The sequence below is a fragment of the Aeromonas sp. 61P genome, from assembly GCF_051919545.1.
GTDB classification, from domain to species: Bacteria; Pseudomonadota; Gammaproteobacteria; order Enterobacterales; family Aeromonadaceae; genus Aeromonas; species Aeromonas veronii.
Window position 1 is genome coordinate 212,230 of record NZ_JBQBEL010000001.1, and the last position, 17,284, is coordinate 229,513.

The 17,284-nt window shown below is 58.5% G+C and carries 14 protein-coding genes and 1 pseudogene; 9 read left to right on the plus strand and 6 right to left on the minus strand.

The genetic code is table 11. The features are described from left to right. Window positions 1–57: 57 nt before the first annotated feature. Window positions 58–348 carry a YkgJ family cysteine cluster protein gene (locus ACTG2O_RS01080; RefSeq protein ID WP_005363120.1) on the plus strand — a complete coding sequence of 97 codons (291 nt, stop codon included), beginning with the start codon at window positions 58–60 and terminating at the stop codon, window positions 346–348. A gap of 165 nt (window positions 349–513) precedes the next feature. Here the strand turns inward: ACTG2O_RS01080 and ACTG2O_RS01085 are convergent, their stop codons facing one another. After that, a complete protein-coding gene (locus ACTG2O_RS01085) occupies window positions 514–921 on the minus strand; it encodes a hypothetical protein (RefSeq protein WP_439976642.1) in 408 nt (135 codons plus the stop codon). A gap of 268 nt (window positions 922–1,189) precedes the next feature. On the opposite strand from ACTG2O_RS01085, the gene ACTG2O_RS01090 reads away from it, so the two are divergent. After that, window positions 1,190–2,584 (plus strand): PepSY-associated TM helix domain-containing protein, encoded by a 1,395-nt coding sequence (locus tag ACTG2O_RS01090; protein WP_439975232.1) that lies wholly within the window; start codon window positions 1,190–1,192, stop codon window positions 2,582–2,584. 75 nt (window positions 2,585–2,659) lie between these two features. On the opposite strand, the gene ACTG2O_RS01095 is transcribed toward ACTG2O_RS01090, so the two are convergent. After that, window positions 2,660–3,565, minus strand: a complete 906-nt coding sequence (locus ACTG2O_RS01095; protein WP_181363464.1) for a 1,4-dihydroxy-2-naphthoate polyprenyltransferase — start codon at window positions 3,563–3,565, stop codon at window positions 2,660–2,662. Window positions 3,566–3,773: 208 nt separating this feature from the next. Between ACTG2O_RS01095 and ACTG2O_RS01100 the strand changes: the two genes are divergently transcribed. The 7 genes and pseudogenes from ACTG2O_RS01100 (at window position 3,774) to ACTG2O_RS01130 (ending at window position 12,356) form a co-directional block, all read left to right on the plus strand. Then, entirely contained in the window at window positions 3,774–5,096 is a 1,323-nt protein-coding gene (locus tag ACTG2O_RS01100) for an isochorismate synthase (RefSeq protein WP_201953393.1), read from the plus strand. Window positions 5,097–5,128: 32 nt separating this feature from the next. Further along, window positions 5,129–6,886 (plus strand): 2-succinyl-5-enolpyruvyl-6-hydroxy-3-cyclohexene-1-carboxylic-acid synthase, encoded by a 1,758-nt coding sequence (gene menD, locus ACTG2O_RS01105; protein ID WP_439975233.1) that lies wholly within the window; start codon window positions 5,129–5,131, stop codon window positions 6,884–6,886. Then, on the plus strand, window positions 6,846–7,643 hold the full coding sequence (gene menH, locus ACTG2O_RS01110) for a 2-succinyl-6-hydroxy-2,4-cyclohexadiene-1-carboxylate synthase (RefSeq protein ID WP_439975234.1): 798 nt from the start codon (window positions 6,846–6,848) through the stop codon (window positions 7,641–7,643). Before menD ends, menH begins: the two co-directional genes overlap by 41 nt. After that, a pseudogene (gene menB / locus ACTG2O_RS01115) lies at window positions 7,636–8,495 on the plus strand (1,4-dihydroxy-2-naphthoyl-CoA synthase). Before menH ends, menB begins: the two are co-directional and overlap by 8 nt. Continuing rightward, window positions 8,495–9,424 carry an o-succinylbenzoate synthase gene (gene menC / locus ACTG2O_RS01120; protein ID WP_019445475.1) on the plus strand — a complete coding sequence of 310 codons (930 nt, stop codon included), beginning with the start codon at window positions 8,495–8,497 and terminating at the stop codon, window positions 9,422–9,424. Before menB ends, menC begins: the two are co-directional and overlap by 1 nt. Then, window positions 9,417–10,820, plus strand: coding sequence for an o-succinylbenzoate--CoA ligase (menE, locus tag ACTG2O_RS01125; RefSeq protein ID WP_439975235.1), 1,404 nt, complete (start codon window positions 9,417–9,419; stop codon window positions 10,818–10,820). The genes menC and menE overlap by 8 nt, the downstream gene beginning before the upstream one ends. A gap of 300 nt (window positions 10,821–11,120) precedes the next feature. Next, window positions 11,121–12,356 carry a winged helix-turn-helix domain-containing protein gene (locus ACTG2O_RS01130; protein ID WP_019445473.1) on the plus strand — a complete coding sequence of 412 codons (1,236 nt, stop codon included), beginning with the start codon at window positions 11,121–11,123 and terminating at the stop codon, window positions 12,354–12,356. Between the two features lie 2 nt (window positions 12,357–12,358). On the opposite strand, the gene ACTG2O_RS01135 is transcribed toward ACTG2O_RS01130, so the two are convergent. Genes ACTG2O_RS01135 through ACTG2O_RS01150 form a run of 4 tightly spaced genes read right to left on the minus strand, consistent with a single transcriptional unit; the run spans window position 12,359 to window position 17,232 of the window. Further along, window positions 12,359–12,910: a fimbrial protein gene (locus tag ACTG2O_RS01135; protein WP_019445472.1), complete on the minus strand. Its 552-nt coding sequence runs from the start codon at window positions 12,908–12,910 to the stop codon at window positions 12,359–12,361. Window positions 12,911–12,921: 11 nt separating this feature from the next. Beyond that, complete coding sequence (locus tag ACTG2O_RS01140; protein WP_058057924.1) at window positions 12,922–13,950, minus strand: fimbrial protein; 1,029 nt, start codon at window positions 13,948–13,950, stop codon at window positions 12,922–12,924. 5 nt (window positions 13,951–13,955) lie between these two features. Then, window positions 13,956–14,687, minus strand: coding sequence for a fimbrial biogenesis chaperone (locus tag ACTG2O_RS01145; RefSeq protein WP_439975236.1), 732 nt, complete (start codon window positions 14,685–14,687; stop codon window positions 13,956–13,958). 10 nt (window positions 14,688–14,697) lie between these two features. Beyond that, on the minus strand, window positions 14,698–17,232 hold the full coding sequence (locus tag ACTG2O_RS01150; RefSeq protein ID WP_019445469.1) for a fimbria/pilus outer membrane usher protein: 2,535 nt from the start codon (window positions 17,230–17,232) through the stop codon (window positions 14,698–14,700). Between the last annotated feature and the right edge of the window lie 52 nt (window positions 17,233–17,284).

Sequence of the window (17,284 nt, forward strand, 5' to 3'; positions counted from 1 at the left end):
CGCCTGACAGGCGCCTGTTTCATATCTCCGATGCCGCCATGCGGCAAGACAGGCACCATGACCCAAGCAATCCAAACCGATGTGAGCTGCCAGAACTGCGAAGCCTGCTGCTGCCGCCTCGAAGTGATGCTCTTTACCGATACCGGCGTGCCGGACCGTTATGTACTGGAACGGGAAGGCGAGATACCGGTCATGCGCCGGCTGGACGATGGCTGGTGCGCCGCCCTCGACCGCAACACCATGATGTGCCGTATCTACGAGGTGCGGCCGCTGATCTGCCGCGAATTCGAAATGGGTGAACCCGACTGCGTTGACGAGCGGGACAAGTGGTTTATCAAGCTGGATTGACCAGGCTCCTCGAATACACTCACCACGATGATGTGCCCCATCCATGTACGAGGTGCGGCCGTTGATCTGCCGTGAATTCGAAATGGGTGAACCCGACTGCGTTGACGAGCGGGACAAGTGGTTTATCAAGCTGGATTGAGCCAAGGCCAGTCAGGATAAGGGTGGTCAAGCGCTCGCAGGTTCACAGGGAGCGGTGTTGAGCTGCTCCCCCAGCCACTGGATGGCCGCTGCCTCTTGCTCGAAGTAACGTACCGCCCGAAAGGGTAATCCCTTGAAGATGTTATCCGCCAGATAGCGCTTGAAGCCCCCCACGAAGACCACCGCCAGAAACTGACAGCCACTCTCGGCACACCAGCCAAACTGGCGACGAAAACGGGCCAGCACCTCGGGCCCGGCCGCTTCAAACTCGGTTGCGACCTCGACAATCCCCCAGGGGCCATCCATCAATCCGGCCAGTTCGTGACGAAAGCGCGCCTCATAGGCCATGGCACCTGCCAGATTGAAGGGGCCACTCGGGCGGCAGATCAGCATCTGACCCCTGCGCTCCATGTCAAATTGCCCATCTGGCTGCATGACTGCTCCCATTCCGTTACCACCACCATCGCCTGCAAATTGTTACCACAAGGTAATAATTTATAAGGAAAAGTCCAGCAGCAAACAGGCTTTTCCCAAAGCGTGCTCATCCTATCCAGCAAACCGTCGGCACCTCATGTTACCGACATCCCGCACCGAATCGATCTCAAGATGTGTGATTGCAGTTAACGAAACGTTACTGCTATTATCCGCGCCGCCACAAACATTCCACCAGCCGAAAGGTTTGGCACCCCAACAAGGATGTGCAATGAAAAACAGGGACTCGAGTCATTACCAACGGATCTGGCGCTGGCACTTCTACGCCGGTCTCTTTGTCGCCCCTTTCCTGATCCTGCTGTCACTGACCGGGATCGTCTATCTGTTCAAACCCCAGCTCGACAACCTGATGTACCCCGAGCTGATGAAGGTCGCCCCCGCCAGCCAGACCCTGAGTGCCGACCAGCTGCTGGCCAAGGCGGTGATGACCATGCCCGATGCCAGCCTGCGTAAATACCTGCCGCCTGTCGCTCCCGACCAGAGCGCCCAGTTCATCGTCAATCAGGGGGATCGCGATCTGACTCTGTTTATGGATCCCGCCAGCGGCGCCCTGCTCGGCACCATGGATAACAAGTGGAATCTGCAAGCGGTGGCTCGCTCCCTGCACGCCGACCTGCTGCTCGGCACCACGGGGGACCGGCTGATCGAACTGGCGGCTGGCTGGGGGCTGGTACTGCTGCTGAGCGGTCTCTACCTCTGGTGGCCACGCAAGGGGCCCGGGGTGGGCGGCATCCTCTGGCCCAGAGTGAGCCAGCGTGGACGCCTCTGGTGGCGGGATCTGCACGCTGTAGTCGGCTTCTGGGGCGCCGGTTTCCTGCTGCTGTTGCTGTTGAGCGGCATGACCTGGACCGGTTTCTGGGGCGATCAGTTTGCTGCGGTCTGGAACCGCTTCCCCGCCGCCATGTGGAACGAGGTGCCCAAATCGGCGCCGCTGGCTCGCAGCCTGAATCAGGCCCACGAGCAGACGGTTCCCTGGGCGGTGGAGAACACTCCCATGCCCAGCTCGCAGCCGGTCGATGAGGGGCACGATCACGGTGCCATGAACCACGGCGAGCATGAGGGAGTGGTGATGGCCAGCCAGCGTATTGCGCTGCAACAGGTGGTCGATATCGCCCATGAGCGGGGAGTCCAACCGGGTTACAGCATCACCCCGCCGGTCAGCGCCACCGGCGTCTACACCATCGCCCTGTTTGCCGACGATCCGCGCAACGACGCCACCCTGCATATCGATCAATACAGCGGCAAGGTGCTGGCCGATGTGCGCTGGCAGGATTACGGCCCGGTCGCCAAGACAGTGGAGAGCGGCGTCATGCTGCACATGGGCAAGCTCTACGGCTGGCCCCATCAGCTCGCCATGCTGATCATCTGCCTGATGGTGCTGGCCAGCGCCGTGAGTGGTCTGTGGATCTGGTGGTGCCGCCGTCCGCAAGGCCGTCTCGCCGCGCCGCCACTGCCCGCCAAACTCCCGCCGATGCGAGGTGCCATCGCCCTGTTGATCCTGCTGGGGATCGCCTTCCCGCTGGTGGGCGCCTCCATGGTCGCCATCTGGCTGCTGGATATCCTGATTTTCTCCCGCCGCCCTCTCAGGGTGGCGCGCGCCAGCTAAACCGGCCAAAACCAAAAAGGGCTCCCATCTCGGGAGCCCTTTTCATTGTTCGCCTTGGCGAGCTGCGACCAGCGGTCAGGAGAGCGCTAACCCGATGGAGAGCAGCAGGCTGAACAGAAAGGCGCTGATGGCGGTCTTCTTGAGGGAACCGGTCAGCACCTCACCATCGTAACTTTCGCGCAAGGTGCGGGCCGCATCGCTGAGGGGCTTCATGGCGGGCAGGAAGATCCACGGCCAGAAACTGGCGGGCTGGATCAGGATAAAGGCGATGGTGGCCAGCAGCGCCGCCCCCAGCAGTACCCAGTGATAAGCGATGGCGCGGTTGCGGCCAAGGCGCACCGCCAGGGTGATCTTGCCGCTGGCGGCGTCGGTCTCGATGTCGCGCACATTGTTGATATTGAGCACGGCGGTGGCCAGCAAACCACAGGCGGTGGCGGGCAGCAGCAGATCCCACTCCAGCGTCTTGGTGAAGAGGTAGTAGGAGCCGAGCACCCCCAGCAGACCGAAGAAGAGGAACACCGAGATGTCGCCAAACCCGCGATAGCCGTAAGGGGTCTTGCCGACGGTGTAGGTCACCGCCGCGACGATGGCCGCGCCACCCAGCACTACAAACGCCAAAATCTGCAGCCACTGGCCACCGAAGGCGCAACCGAGCAACAGCAGGCCACTGGCCACCGCCGCCAGCGCAGTCAGCCCCATCGCCACGCACATCTGCTTTTTGGTGATAAGACCGGAGACCACCGCGCGCTGCGGACCGATCCGCTCACCGTTGTCGGCGCCGGAAACCGCATCGCCGTAATCGTTGGCCAGATTGGAGAGGATCTGCAGCAAGATGGCGGTCAGCAGGGAGAGCGCCATGATGGTGCCATCAAAGGCGCCACGACTGGCAGCCAGCCCCGAGCCCAGCAGGATGGAAGAGCAGGCGAGCGGCAATGTTCGCAAACGCGCCGCCAGCAACCAAACAGAGAAGGTATTTGTCATTTTGTGATGGCCAAACAATCGGATATTGATCGTGTTAAGGGTTATCGAACCGGATTTGGGTATACTTGGCCCCGGAGAGTGAAGCTCCCGCGGGCGATTTACATGGACGAATGGGCAGATAATATATAGGAAATCATCGCCCTTTGGCATAAACCTACGGCATCCAGCTACCGGATCGCTCGTTACTACCCGGCTCAGAAAAGAATCCATGTTGGCTCAGACCCATATAAAGCAACAACTGGACGCCCTGCGTCACAGCAACGTCAGCGGCTTCGTACGGTTGCGAGTGGCGATCGAAATCCGCTCCTTTCTGGGCTGGCTCGCGGCGCAAACCCTCTATCCCCGCATCTACTGGCAGGCTCGTGGAGAGGCTCGTCCCGAGTATGTCGCGCTGGGCGCCATCCATGAATTGACCGAGCCGCACGCCATCAAGCAGGTGTGCACTAACACAGCCAACCAGCATCATGACGACAGCCCTCGCTACTATGGTGGGCTGGCGTTCGATCCGGCCCAGTCCGGCTGGCAAGGGTTTGGCCCCTGCCGTTTCGTGCTGCCCCGCATCGAGCTGGTGCGCCGTGGCGAATGCGTCAGCCTCTGCCTCAACCTCTGGCTGGATGAAAACAATCTCGAGGCCGAACTGCAGGCGGCCGAAGCCGCCCTCGATGCCCTGCGCCCGGAAGCCCCGCTGCCCGCCCTGCAAAAGCAGCCCTGGCAGCGACAGGATTGCCCCGGCCCCGCCCAGTGGCAGACCTTGGTTGAGCGCGTCACCGCCCCCGATTTTCAGGCCCACACCCCCAAGGTGGTGCTGTCGCGGGAGAGCGTGCTGACCAGTCCGAACCATGATGCGGATATCAATCCCTGGGCCATGCTCGACCAGTGGGCCCGCCACGCCCAGGACTGCTTCCACTTCGGTTTTCAATTCTCCCCCGAGCAGGCCTTTATCGCCTGCTCCCCCGAGCGGCTCTACCGCCGGGAAGATCGCCACCTCTTTACCGAGGCACTGGCGGGCACCATCCGCCGCTCCGGCGATGAAGAGGTGGATGCCCAACTGGCCGCCGAACTGCTGGCCGACAGCAAGAACCGGCTGGAAAACCGACTGGTACACGCCGACATCCTCAGCCGTCTGGCGCCACTGACCCACGATGCCACCCTGACCGAGCCACGCATTCTCAAACTGCGGCTGCTGCAACACCTCAAGTGCGATATTGAGGCCGAACTCAAGCCCGGCGTCTGCGACTGGCAGTTGCTCGATGCCCTTCATCCGACTCCTGCGGTGGGCGGTGCCCCGCGCGAGGCGGCGCTCGCCTTTATCCGCGAGTTCGAGCCCTATGATCGGGGCTGGTACGCCGGTGCCTGCGGCATGCTGAGTCGGGAGACGTCCGAGTTCTCGGTCGCCATTCGCAGCGCCCGCATTCAGCCGGGCAGCGTCACCCTGTTTGCCGGTGCCGGTATTGTCGCCGGTTCCGAGCCTGTCGCCGAGTGGGCCGAACTCGACAACAAGATCGCCAATGTGCTCTCCCTGCTGGGATAGTCATTCACCCTTTTCACGCTACGAGAGCCCCTATGCCCACCCGTAAAGAGCCTGCCAGCGAAGAGTTTGCCTGCACACCGTTTTCGAGCCAGCACGCCACCTTCAACCACGTCTGGTCCTCCCTCTTGCTGGAGGAGCTCTTTCGCCTCGGGGTGCGCGACATCGCGCTGGCCCCCGGCTCCCGCTCTGCGCCGCTGACCATGGCCGCCGCAGCGCATCAAGGCTTTCGTCGTCACCTGCACTTTGACGAGCGCGGTCTCGGCTTTATGGCGCTGGGGCTGGCCAAGGGGAGCAACCGGCCGGTGGCGGTGCTCATGACCTCGGGCACCGCGGTAGCCAACCTCTGGCCCGCGGTGGCAGAGGCCCAGCTCACCGGCGTGCCGCTGATTATTCTCTCCGCCGATCGCCCTCACGAGCTTATCGACAACGGCGCCAATCAGGCGATCGACCAGCAGGGGATCTTCGGCCGCTACCCCGTCTATCAGCAGAACCTGCCAAGCCCCACCCCAACCATTCCGGCGGCGTTTGTGCTGAGCTCGGTGGATCAGGCGCTGGCCAAACAGGCGCTCACCCCCGGGGTGGTGCACTTCAACTGCATGTACCCCGAGCCCCTCTACCCGGGCGAGCACTATCAGGATTTCTCCGACTATCTGGCCCCCCTCGGTGACTGGCTCGGCTCGCGCAAGCCATGGAGCCCGTGGCAGCAAAACGAGCCGAGCTGCCCACCTCAGGCGGAGTGGGAAACCTTTCGGCAACAGCGCGGCATCGTTGTAGCTGGCCGCATTACAGACCCGAATCAGGCACAGGCCGTCGCCACACTGGCAGAACTACTCGGCTGGCCGCTACTGGCAGACCTGCAGAGCCAGATCCGCTTCGATAGCCGCAACCTCATCCACATGGATATGGCGCTCAACGACCCTGAATTCGTCGCCGAGCTGGGCCGCGCCGAGGTGCTGCTGCAATTTGGCGCGCGGCTTGTCTCCAAGCGGCTTGGCCAGTTCATAAAACACCATTCATGGCAGGATTACTGGCTGGTGGATCCGCAACCGGCGCGGCTAGATCCCGACTACCGGCTGCGCAACCGGCTGCTCTGCAGTGCCAGCGCCTTTGCTGCGGCCCATCCGGTCACCACACAAGCCCCTTGGCACACATTGGCAGAGCTGCAACATAACGCCAGCCAGCAGATCACCGCCGCCTGCGAGCACTTCTCCGAGCTCGGGGTCTGCCATCGCCTCAACCGCCTGATCGAAGGGCAACTGTTTGTCGGCAACAGCATGCCAGCCCGACTGATGGATATGCTCGGCGAAACGGGCAAGGGGCCGAGCCGGGTGATGACCAACCGCGGCGCCTCCGGCATCGATGGCCTGATCGCCACCGCCTACGGTTTTGCCCAATCAATCGAGCAGGACAGTGATGAGCCCACCACCCTGCTGCTTGGCGATCTCAGCGCCCTGCACGATCTCAACAGCCTCGCCCTGCTCAGCAAGGCGAGTCGACCGCTGGTGGTGATCCTGCTCAACAACGATGGCGGCAGCATCTTTCGTATGTTGCCGGTGCCCACCGAAGGGGAGCTGCTGGAGAGCTACTACCGGCTGCCCCACGGCCTCAGTTTTGAACATGCTGCCGCCATGTTTGGTCTCGCCTATCGGGCGCCGACCACCCTGCCTGAGTTCGAACGCGATTACCGCGCCGCCCTCCAACATGGCGTTACCTTGATCGAGATCCGGGTACCGAGCGAGCAAGTGGCCGATGATCTCAAGGCGCTGGGGGCCGCCATCCGTGGCGAATAAAGATGCCAATGTGCCGCTGGTGCTGCTGCACGGCCTGCTGGGGGATAGCGGCGACTGGCAACCGGTGATTGACCGGCTGCCCGCCATCCACTGCATCGCCCTCGATCTGCCGGGTCACGGCCAGCATAGCGATCTCAACGTCAGCGACTTTGAGCAGAGCCACCAGTGGCTGGTCACCGAGCTGGCCAGCCGCAACATTGAACGCTATCTGCTGGCGGGTTATTCGCTGGGGGGGCGACTGGCCCTCTACCACGCCAGCCGCGAGCCCACCGGGCTGCGGGGGCTGCTGCTGGAGAACTGCAACCCGGGGTTACCGGCCTGTGAGCGGGCCGCCCGCATCCAGCACGATGAACAGTGGGCGCAGCGCTTTGAGCGTGAGCCCCTGGCTGACGTGCTGGCAGACTGGTACCGGCAAGGGGTGTTTGCCGATCTTGACGATGCGGCCCGGGCCCGCCAGATCGACCGCCGCCTTGGCAACGACGGTCAGGGCATCGCCACCATGCTACGCGCCACTTCGCTCGGCAAGCAGCCGGATCTCGACCCCTGGCTCATGGCGAGCCAGCTGCCGGTTACTTATGTGAGTGGCAAGCGGGATCACAAATTCCATCAGCTGGCTTGCCAGCTGGCGAACCAGGATAGCAGAATCAACCACTTGGTGCTGGATGGCGGCCATAATCTGCACGCCCATCAGCCTGATAACTTTGCCCGACTCCTCGCGGAGTGGGTCAACCAACAAGAAGAGACGAGTCATGATTGAAGCAATGACGGAAGCTGAACTGTATGCTCCGGTTGAGTGGCAGGATTGCTCCGCCGGTTACGAGGACATCCTCTATCACAAGTCCAACGATGGTATTGCCAAGATCACCATCAACCGTCCCCAGGTGCGCAACGCCTTCCGCCCCGCACCGTCAAAGAGATGCTGCAGGCGCTGGCCGATGCCCGTTATGACGATCAGATCGGCACCATCATCCTGACCGGTTTTGGCGAGAAAGCCTTCTGCGCCGGCGGCGACCAGAAGATCCGTGGCGACTACGGTGGCTATCGCGATGACGAGGGAACTCACCACCTCAACGTGCTCGACTTCCAGCGCGACATCCGCACCTGCCCGAAACCTGTGGTTGCCATGGTAGCGGGCTACGCGGTCGGTGGCGGCCACGTGCTGCACATGATGTGTGACCTGACCATCGCCGCCGACAACGCCCAGTTTGGCCAGACCGGCCCGAAAGTGGGCTCCTTCGACGGCGGTTGGGGTGCTTCCTACATGGCTCGCATCGTCGGCCAGAAGAAAGCCCGCGAAATCTGGTTCCTTTGCCGCATGTACGATGCCCAGCAAGCCCTCGACATGGGTCTGGTCAACACCGTCGTGCCGCTGGCGGAACTGGAGCGCGAAACCGTGCGCTGGTGCCGTGAAATGCTGCAAAACAGCCCGATGGCGCTGCGTTGCCTGAAAGCCGCCCTCAACGCTGACTGTGATGGTCAGGCGGGCTTGCAGGAGCTGGCGGGCAATGCCACCATGCTGTTCTACATGACCGAAGAGGGTCAGGAAGGCCGCAACGCCTTCAACGAAAAGCGTCGCCCCGACTTCTCCAAATACAAGCGGAACCCCTGATGACACTCGCCCTGTATCGCTATCAACTGCCTTTTACCCAGCCACTGACCTTTCACGGCAAGGTGGAGGTGGCGCGAGAGGGGCTGTTGGTACGCATCAACGACGGCTGGGGGGAAATCGCCCCCCTGCCCGGCTTCTCGAAAGAGAGCCTGCAACAGGCAGAGGCAGAAGCCCTTGCCACGCTGGCGGCCCTGGCCACCGGCGATACCCCGAACCCCGTGCTGCCGTCGGTGCAATTTGGCCTCGACTGCGCGCGCCGGACATGGCCCGAGCAGCGCAACCCGCTGCCGGAGCCCTATCCCCTCATTCAAGGCTCCCCCCAGGAGCTGCTGCGCAACTGGAAAGAGTGGCTGCACCGCACGCCCGGCAAGGCCAAGCTGAAGGTAGCGCGCTACCCGATGCGTGACGAGCTGGCGCTGATCCGCCTGCTGTGCGACCGCCTTCCCTCCCTCAAGCTGGTGCTGGATGCCAACCAGGGCTGGACTCGCGAGGAGGCGTGGACCTTCTGCGGCCACCTCGACCCGAATCGCATCGAGTATCTGGAAGACCCCTGCGCCGACTTTGCCGACATCGCCTTTGTCGCCAACCGCACCGGCATGCCAGTGGCGCTGGACGAACTGCTGGCACAAGGCAAGCCGTGGGAGCCGATCCCGCAACTGCGCGCGCTGGTGCTCAAGCCTACCCTGCTCGGTTCACTCGCCAACTGCGAAGCGCTGATCGCCCGCGCCCGCGAACTGCGGCTCAAGGTGATCATCTCCTCCTGCTTCGAATCGGATCTGGGCCTGAACCAGCTGTTTCATCTGGCAGGCGAATGGGCGCCAGAACAGGCACCGGGTCTGGATACCCGCCGCTGGATGGCGGGCAACCTGCTGGGGGAAGATGGCAAACCGGATCTGAGCCGACTGGAGCAACTGTATTACCGTGATTGACCCCTCCCGTTCACCCGAACAGACACCTTGCCCGGTACGCCACCGGGCAATCACCACCCCGAACCGCATTGCCATCCACACAGCCTCGCCCCTCAGTTATCGCCAGCTCGATGCCCGCCTTAACAGCCTGTGCCAACAGTTGGAACAGGCTGGAGTGCGCCGTGGCGCTCATCTGGCGGCGGTGGTGCGCGGTGCGCTGGAAGATGTGCTGCTGGCGTGGGCCTGCGTACGCAGCGGCGTGGTGTTCTGCCCGCTCAACCCCGCCTTTCCTCTCGAAAAGCAGCGCGAGCTGGCGGTGCAACTCGATGCCGATGCCTTCTGGTCGGCAGGGGAGATCCCGGCAGACAACTGGCAGCCCTTGCAGCTCGACTTCACGCGCGAACTGCCGGCAAGCGAGGAAGCGTGGCCGCTGGAATCGACTCAGCTCAACAACATGATCCTCACCTCCGGCTCCAGCGGTACGCAGAAAGCGGTGGCGCACCGGCTCTGCAACCACCTTGCCTCGGCACGCGGCTCTGCCACCCTCATTCCCCTCGATGAGGCCTGCGGCTGGCTGCTCTCCCTGCCACTGTTCCATGTGGGCGGCTACGCCATCCTGTTTCGGGTCTTTCTGGCGGGCGCCACGTTGGTGCTAGACGATCGCAGTCAGCCGCTCAAGGCGCGGCTTGAACAGCAGCCCATTACCCATCTCTCGCTGGTGCCGACCCAACTCTGGCGCCTGCTGGCAGAGGGTTTTGACCCCGCCCGTACCCGCCTGCGCGAGCTGCTGCTCGGTGGCGCCGCCATCCCGCAACCGCTGGTGAAGCGCCTCTGCGCCATGGGGCTCGAACCAAAGGTGAGTTATGGTCTCTCCGAGATGGGCAGTCAGGTCTGTACCGCTATCCCCGGCGATGCAGGCGTAGTTGGCAAACCGCTACCGGGGCGGGAAGTGTGCATCCGGGAGCAGGAGATCTGCGTGCGCGGCGCCACCCTGTTTGCCGGTTACTACCGGGCTGGCGAGCTGGATCTGCCCCTCGATGGCGAAGGCTGGTTTCATACTCGCGACAAGGGGAGGTTCACTGCGGCAGGGGAGCTGCTGGTAGAGGGACGGCTCGATAACCTCTTCATCTCGGGTGGCGAAAACATCCAGCCCGAAACCATCGAGCAGCGACTGATAGATCATCCCGCTGTCGCCCAGGCGCTGGTGGTGCCGGTACCGAGCGACGAGTGGGGGCAACGCCCCGCCGCCTTTATCGACTGGCACGGCGAGCCGGTTCCCGACTCCGAGCTGGCAGCCTGGATCCGCAGCACCCTGCCCAGCTTTATGGTGCCCGACCACTGGCTCCCCTGGCCCGATCTTGGCGGCAATCTCAAGCCACAACGAAAACAATTTCAGAATATTATTAGGTCGCAATAATTATTCATGCGACAAAAACTGACACAATGGAGCCATCCAAATACACATATGACTCAAAATAAAATGCTGGTGGTATCAAAATCCTCCTCCTCAGTCTGAATAAGTGAGAACGATTACATAAACGGCCTTTTTTTGCACATTTTTTGAACCAAATTAATTGGCTGTAGTACCATACCCTCCACCATGCATTTAGTAGGAAAGCTAACCATATGATAATAAAAGAAATTGACGATTTATCATTATTTGAACAAAGACTGCGTGGTGGTAAAATGCTCTTCTTGGCAGTAAGACGAGTCACACATGAGTAACAGAATTTATAAAATTGCAGAGGATATCTTTTTCTCCGCTGCAATATTCCGAATCTCGAAAGGGGACAAGGGCATCAAGCTCAGCAACAAGGAAGCCGAGCTACTCGAAATGCTGTGTGATGAGGCTGGCACTGTCATTCCAAGAAGCAAACTGCAGGATGCCTTGTGGCCAAATCAGGACAATACCGATACCAATTTGAACCGGCAGATACTCTCGTTGAGAAGAAAGCTGGAATCCTTCGGCTTAATGGATGCGATCGATACCATTCCACGGGTTGGCTATATGTTTTGTGCTCCGATTGAGCTCGCTGGGGAAAGTGAAGAACCAGCACCAGCGGAAGAAATTCATGCGCCGACGCCTTCCCCTGCACCTCAAGCCAGGCGGCAATATACTCGCCGCAAATATGACCGATATTTCAGCCCAAAGCGTATTTTGCTGTTTGCATTGCTGCTGGTCTCGCTGACTTCACTAGCCCTCGTCATTTATAACTATGCGACAGCAAATACACTACGCGCTATCAATTTAGGTCAGATTTCTCTCTACATGACCAGCGAGACGGAAAAAGCACTGAATGTGAAAATAGATTCACTGACGCCCTTGATAAAACCTGTTTCACGTAAAGCTGATGAGCAGATTTCAATTCTGGTTGGAAAAGAAGCCATCAGCTATTTTTCCATCAACAATAGCAGCAGGAAATTATCCGAAAATATCTTCCTGTTGCGTAGCGGTCACCCTGTGGCCGAAGAAGTTCAATGCGTTATCACAACCATGAACCAGCAGGGAAATAATGTTTCCAACAACTATTACAATAATCAAGAAACCACAGTCAGATATCACAGAGATTGTCAGGCACCAGACAACTGGGTAGAAATGACCAGAAAGAGTAAATATATTGTGACTATGAACAGAGAAATAGTAGTGGCCACCGTGATAGCCACTGACAATCAGGGAAAGACACTGTTCAATCTGGATTCTGTTGGGGATCTGGAGCGGGATAATAGCGATATTTCGGTCGAGATAAAAAATACCATTGTCAATTTCATTGACCAGCAGGCGCTGACCAATAACGCTCTGGTCGCCACTCTGGTCGCGGCGCTAACGCCCCCCAAACAAAAAGCCAAGTTCATTCAATTGCCCAGAGGTATTTACCTTTCCAGTTATCTAGGTGGCGTCATCACCTGGCCTAGCCATGGCAATACAAAAGTCATCCAGCGCAACGACTTCTGAGTTTACTCATAAGCAACGATGAAATTGGCGACGGCAGAATAGTCGCCAGGCTGGATGTTCTTGGCGGTCAATGCCGCCGGATGTCCTTCGACTCTGGCAAAAAATTGCAGCTCATTATCTGCCGCACCACCTAGCAGATAGCCGCGGGAGGCACTACCCAAATTCAGAGGTGATTGAGCCACGTCATACAGGCGGATGCCTGCCCCCCTGGCAATCCCGGCCGTGAATGCCAATCCGCCGCTGAGTTCGGTATCCTGCGAGCCAGTAAAGGTCACCTTGGCCATGCGGAAAATACCCGGCTTGCAATTGGTCAGACGAATGAAGAACGGCACTAGCTGTCCGACTCCGTTGGCATAGAGTTCCTTCACGTCAACTACCCCCATCTCGACCTCCTGATCAAGGGATTCAGGAGAAACCACACATGGCTGATCGATGATCCTGCCATGGAGATGAACCGTATTGCCAAGCAATTCCAGGTCATTGCTGGCACGAGGAGCCGCCGTCACGGCCAGCATCGGGCAAAGCGCCAAACCTATCCACAATGTCCGCAACATATTACAAATCCTCACTGGAACTCGGCAACGATGGTGGCAGTCGCATAGAAATCGCCCGCCGGAATATCTGCACCTGCTGGGGTTACCGGTGCCGCGATAAAGCCCCAGTCACCGATATTTCCCTGCATGGAAACCGGATAGAAGGTATTCAATTTCAGCTGAGAACCATCCAGCTGTTTGAATTTTATCCCTAAATCGGAAATAACATTTCCACCTTGATAGCCATCCCGAGTTGTCCGCAGATAGTCTTGACTGAAAGAGGTTGGTTTTCCAGAAATACCAAGATTGATCTTCAAAGCATCCCCTTCGAAAACACCACCACGGCATTGAAATGTCAGCGGAACCGTCTTTTCAAAGTTATTTCCATCCAATCCTGATCCTGGCAAATCACCAAACTCTACTTCAATCGTCTGCCCACCATTGATCACGCACTCTTCTGGTACATATAAAATTGCAGATGTAATCGTAATTCTAGACATTGGCAAATTATTAAAGTCTGTCGTTGTAGCCCCTAGACGGCCATACATCTCTACAACTTGACGATCTGATATTTGCACACCATTAATTATTTGTTTTCTCACGCGAAAAGTTACCTTTCCACGGCTACCGCTTTCGAAATTATTTATTCTTGTCTCTTTCCCTTTAGTACAAGAGTAATTTGGGTAATCGTTACTTTCATTCGGGAATGGGGCTGTAACAAATTTTTTCTTCCAACCGGCTATCCAAATTTCGACTTTCATATCCAAAAAGTCATTCAGTTTTACAAAACCATCACCAACTTGAGGCAAGCCATCCGTCATTGTTGCTTTATAGTACACTGGAGATTGTGGAATGCTTCTATCTGGGCAGGTAACGATACCTGAGTATTGCCCTCCCAAATTCCACTCAAATGCCTTGGTAGTAAAACCAGGTCTGTTTTGAATGTCAGCCTTGTCCAACGATATATAGTAATCATGGGTTGGGTTAGGCGTCACATAGCCATTTGCCAATGCCGTTCCTGCCAACAACATAAGACTTGAACAGAAGATAGAACGTAGCATAAGGCTTACTCGCTCTTCACGGCTTTACAGGCATTGCCTGTGCACTGGTATTTGATATCCATATATCCGCCGTAGTCATTGACATAGCTGATCACAAATTCATTACCCAGTGCTTCCGGGATGGTGACCGTCTGCTCTGACTTGGGAGAAACCATAAAGGCGGAGAACCCCTTGATAGTGGTCCGCTCCTTGCCCTGCTGATGACCCAGGCCCACGTAGGTGATGTAGTAAGGGGTCGGGTTGTTGACCTTGAGGGCTTTGCCCTGCTTGGTGATCAGCACCTGATCCTGCCAGACAGCCCCACGCTCGGGCAGAATGGCCTCGGGGCGGTAGAACAGCTTGATCTTGGACTGCACGGCAATCTGCATCACGTTACTCTTCTCGCTCTTGGGCGGGATCTCGCGCAGGTTGAAGTAGTAGATGGACTCACGATCCTTGGGCAAGCTGTCGATGGCCGGCACACTGGCGATGCGCACGATGGACTTCTGGTTGGCATCCACCCGCTGTACCGGCGGCAGCACCACGAAGGGAGAAGAGATCTTCTGGCCTTGGGCATCTTCAATCCAGGCCTGCGCCAAGTAGGGCAGCTTCTGGTTCTCGTTCTTGATGTTGAGGCTGATGGACTTTGCGCCGCCCGGATAAACGGCACGAGTACGATCCAGCACAATGGCGGCACTGACGTTGAGTGAGGTCATGCCAAGCGCAGCCAGACAGATATAAGAGAGCAGCTTTTTCATCGGTATCCCATTACTTGCAAGTGAGAGTCTTCATCGACAGATCGGTTACTTGTTGCGGCGCCACTATCTTGCACTGGCGGGCCCCGCCCCAGGAGAGTTCAAACGCTTCATTCGGTTTCACCCCGGTCAGATAGACCAGGCCATCTTCATCCACCACCGAGAGCACACGGCCGGAATCCTTGACGACGGTGGCACCAAACGGCGGCACTGAGCCATCGGGTAGTCTGACATTGGCCAGCAGCTTGAACCCTTCCGCAATTTCGAAAGCATTATACCCAATTGCGCCCTCGGTCAGGGTCCCCTGCTTGATGGCATTCATCGCATCGATGTCGTCGCTCAGCTGATCCACATCGACCCGGGTGTCGCTCTTGCGATAGTCGGTCATGTCGCTGATCACCGCGACGCCAAAGCGGTTGGTCACGGCGCGGCCATTGTTGAAAGAGACGCCGGAGGTATTGTCGGTATCCACCATCATACGGGTACCGCCACGACGAGTCGCCTGGTGCAGGGCTGCACCGTGCTGGGTCGCCGTCAGACCGCCACGCAGGCTGGCACCAACCGAGGTGTATTCGCTCTGCACGCTGTAGGCATTGAGACTGACCGCTCCGATGTCGCTGTTGTGGTTGTAGTAACCCCGCGCCACGGCGTGGCCATTGCTCTGCACGCCCGCCCCCAACTGATAGGTATCATCCGGTCGACTGTAGTCCTGATAGGTGGCCAGGTGAGTCACCTTGCCGTTGGAGGACTGTACGCTGTATCCCGCGCTCTTTCTGTCCCCTATTGGCACGCTGAGGGTCAACATGACGCTCTTGTCATCTTCGTAGTTCTCGGTCTTGGTCTTGTAGGCCGACACATAGACGGAAACATCCTTGAAGCTGCCGATGTTCACGTTCTTGTTGATAGTGAGGCCGTAGCGATCCTCTGCCTCGTGATCCCAGTAGGTTCTGTGGGTGTAGTCCAGATAAACCGTCAGCGCCTTGGCTGCATCCTCCGCCCAGAAGGTCTTGTTGGCGGTGATGGTGTAGAGCTCCTTGTCACCCCAGGTATTGTAATCATCGCTCGAGGTCGTAGTGTTGTTCTCCAACCGATCCTTGTTATTGAGGAACTGCGACATGGTCATGAAGTCATGTTGGGAGAAGCGATAACCTGCGAAGGTGATCGAGCTGTTGTATTCATCAAACTGCTTGGCGTAGTTCACCCGTACCGACTGGCCAATCTTGGTCGACAGGCCCGGCAACTTGGCGATGGACTGGGTCAGGTCGGCGGAAATAGCGCCGAAGGCATAGAGATCACGACCGATACCCAATCCCATGGAGTTGTATTCACCCGCAATCAGGCTGCCGCCGTATAGTGACCAGGAGTTCGCCACCCCCCAGGAGAAATCACCGGTCACAAAGGCTGGGCCGTGCACATCGTGCACCGAATCCGTCTGTTCGGAAGGTGCACCAACCGCCAGGTTGTATCGGACATAGCCAGGGCGAGTCAGGTAGGGAACGGTTGCCGTGTCTACCTGGAACGAATTGACACTGCCATCTTGCTCCTCTACCCGCACATCGAGGCGGCCGCGCACCGAGCTGTCCAGCCCCTGGATGCGAAACGGGCCCGCCGGCACGTTGGTTTCATAGATGATCCGGCCGGACTGGGAGATGGTGACCTTGGCGTTGGTCTTGGCAATACCGCTCACTTCCGGCGCATAACCCTGCAGACTAGGCGGCAGCATGCGCTCGTCATTGGCCAGGTTGACGCCGGTATAGCGGAAACCATCGATTAACTGGGAGTTGAGCTGCTGCTCACCCACTGTCAGCTTGGCGGCCATGTTCGGCAGCGGACGATAGGCATAGATACGGTTCAGCTCGGTCGACGTCCGCTCATTGTCGCCCCAGTAAGAGCTGGCCTGATAGTCACCCCGCAGACGCCAGGCGCCGTAGTTGAACCCCAGCGTACCATAGCTGCTGATGTTGCGATTGGAGTAACCATCGCCTTCGTTGACCTGGGTATTGATGTTGTAATCCAGCATCATCCCCGAGATCCCTTCATCCCATTGCTCGGGCGGAATCCAGTTGGGATCGCTGTACTTCATCCACGCCTGAGGGATGGCAATACGCAGCAAGCCGTTACCGATATCGTTCGAGATCACTACGCCGTCCAGCGCCAACAGGTTGGCACACTGGCCATCGTGCCAGGTATCGATCTTGGCGATGGCCTCGTCGGTCAGCGCCAGCTTGGGGATCACGTCTTGCGGCAGGCAGGCCACCCCACCCTTTCCCTTGCCAGTATCGTTCTCGTAGAAAGGGATTTTCTGCAGGGGTAGCTTGTTCTTGTTGACCTCAATCTCGAGGTAGTAGTCGCCGGGCAGGATGTAGCCTTCGTCGGCAAACTGGGAGAGGTCGATCTTGGTCCGCTCATCCAGATCGAGCGCATCAATATTAAACTCCGTTTCTGCCCATGCGTGATTTGCCACCGCCATCAGGCCGGGCACGCATAGCATAAAAGCCATTTTTGAATAATGTTTTTTTCTCACAGAGTCTGATGTTGAAACGCTCATATTTTCACTCTAGGAATTGCATAAAGGTCTCACGTAATGAGGTATCTACACT

Excerpts from the sequence above, each read along its gene's own strand:
- ACTG2O_RS01150 (WP_019445469.1), bottom strand. The coding sequence starts at position 17,232 with ATGAGCGTTTCAACATCAGACTCTGTGAGAAAAAAACATTATTCAAAA.
- ACTG2O_RS01135 (WP_019445472.1), bottom strand. The coding sequence starts at position 12,910 with ATGTTGCGGACATTGTGGATAGGTTTGGCGCTTTGCCCGATGCTGGCC.
- menH (WP_439975234.1), top strand. The coding sequence starts at position 6,846 with ATGATCTCAAGGCGCTGGGGGCCGCCATCCGTGGCGAATAAAGATGCC.
- menC (WP_019445475.1), top strand. The coding sequence starts at position 8,495 with ATGACACTCGCCCTGTATCGCTATCAACTGCCTTTTACCCAGCCACTG.
- ACTG2O_RS01100 (WP_201953393.1), top strand. The coding sequence starts at position 3,774 with ATGTTGGCTCAGACCCATATAAAGCAACAACTGGACGCCCTGCGTCAC.
- ACTG2O_RS01090 (WP_439975232.1), top strand. The coding sequence starts at position 1,190 with ATGAAAAACAGGGACTCGAGTCATTACCAACGGATCTGGCGCTGGCAC.
- ACTG2O_RS01140 (WP_058057924.1), bottom strand. The coding sequence starts at position 13,950 with ATGCTACGTTCTATCTTCTGTTCAAGTCTTATGTTGTTGGCAGGAACG.
- ACTG2O_RS01145 (WP_439975236.1), bottom strand. The coding sequence starts at position 14,687 with ATGAAAAAGCTGCTCTCTTATATCTGTCTGGCTGCGCTTGGCATGACC.
- ACTG2O_RS01130 (WP_019445473.1), top strand. The coding sequence starts at position 11,121 with ATGAGTAACAGAATTTATAAAATTGCAGAGGATATCTTTTTCTCCGCT.
- ACTG2O_RS01080 (WP_005363120.1), top strand. The coding sequence starts at position 58 with ATGACCCAAGCAATCCAAACCGATGTGAGCTGCCAGAACTGCGAAGCC.
- menD (WP_439975233.1), top strand. The coding sequence starts at position 5,129 with ATGCCCACCCGTAAAGAGCCTGCCAGCGAAGAGTTTGCCTGCACACCG.
- ACTG2O_RS01085 (WP_439976642.1), bottom strand. The coding sequence starts at position 921 with ATGCAGCCAGATGGGCAATTTGACATGGAGCGCAGGGGTCAGATGCTG.
- ACTG2O_RS01095 (WP_181363464.1), bottom strand. The coding sequence starts at position 3,565 with ATGACAAATACCTTCTCTGTTTGGTTGCTGGCGGCGCGTTTGCGAACA.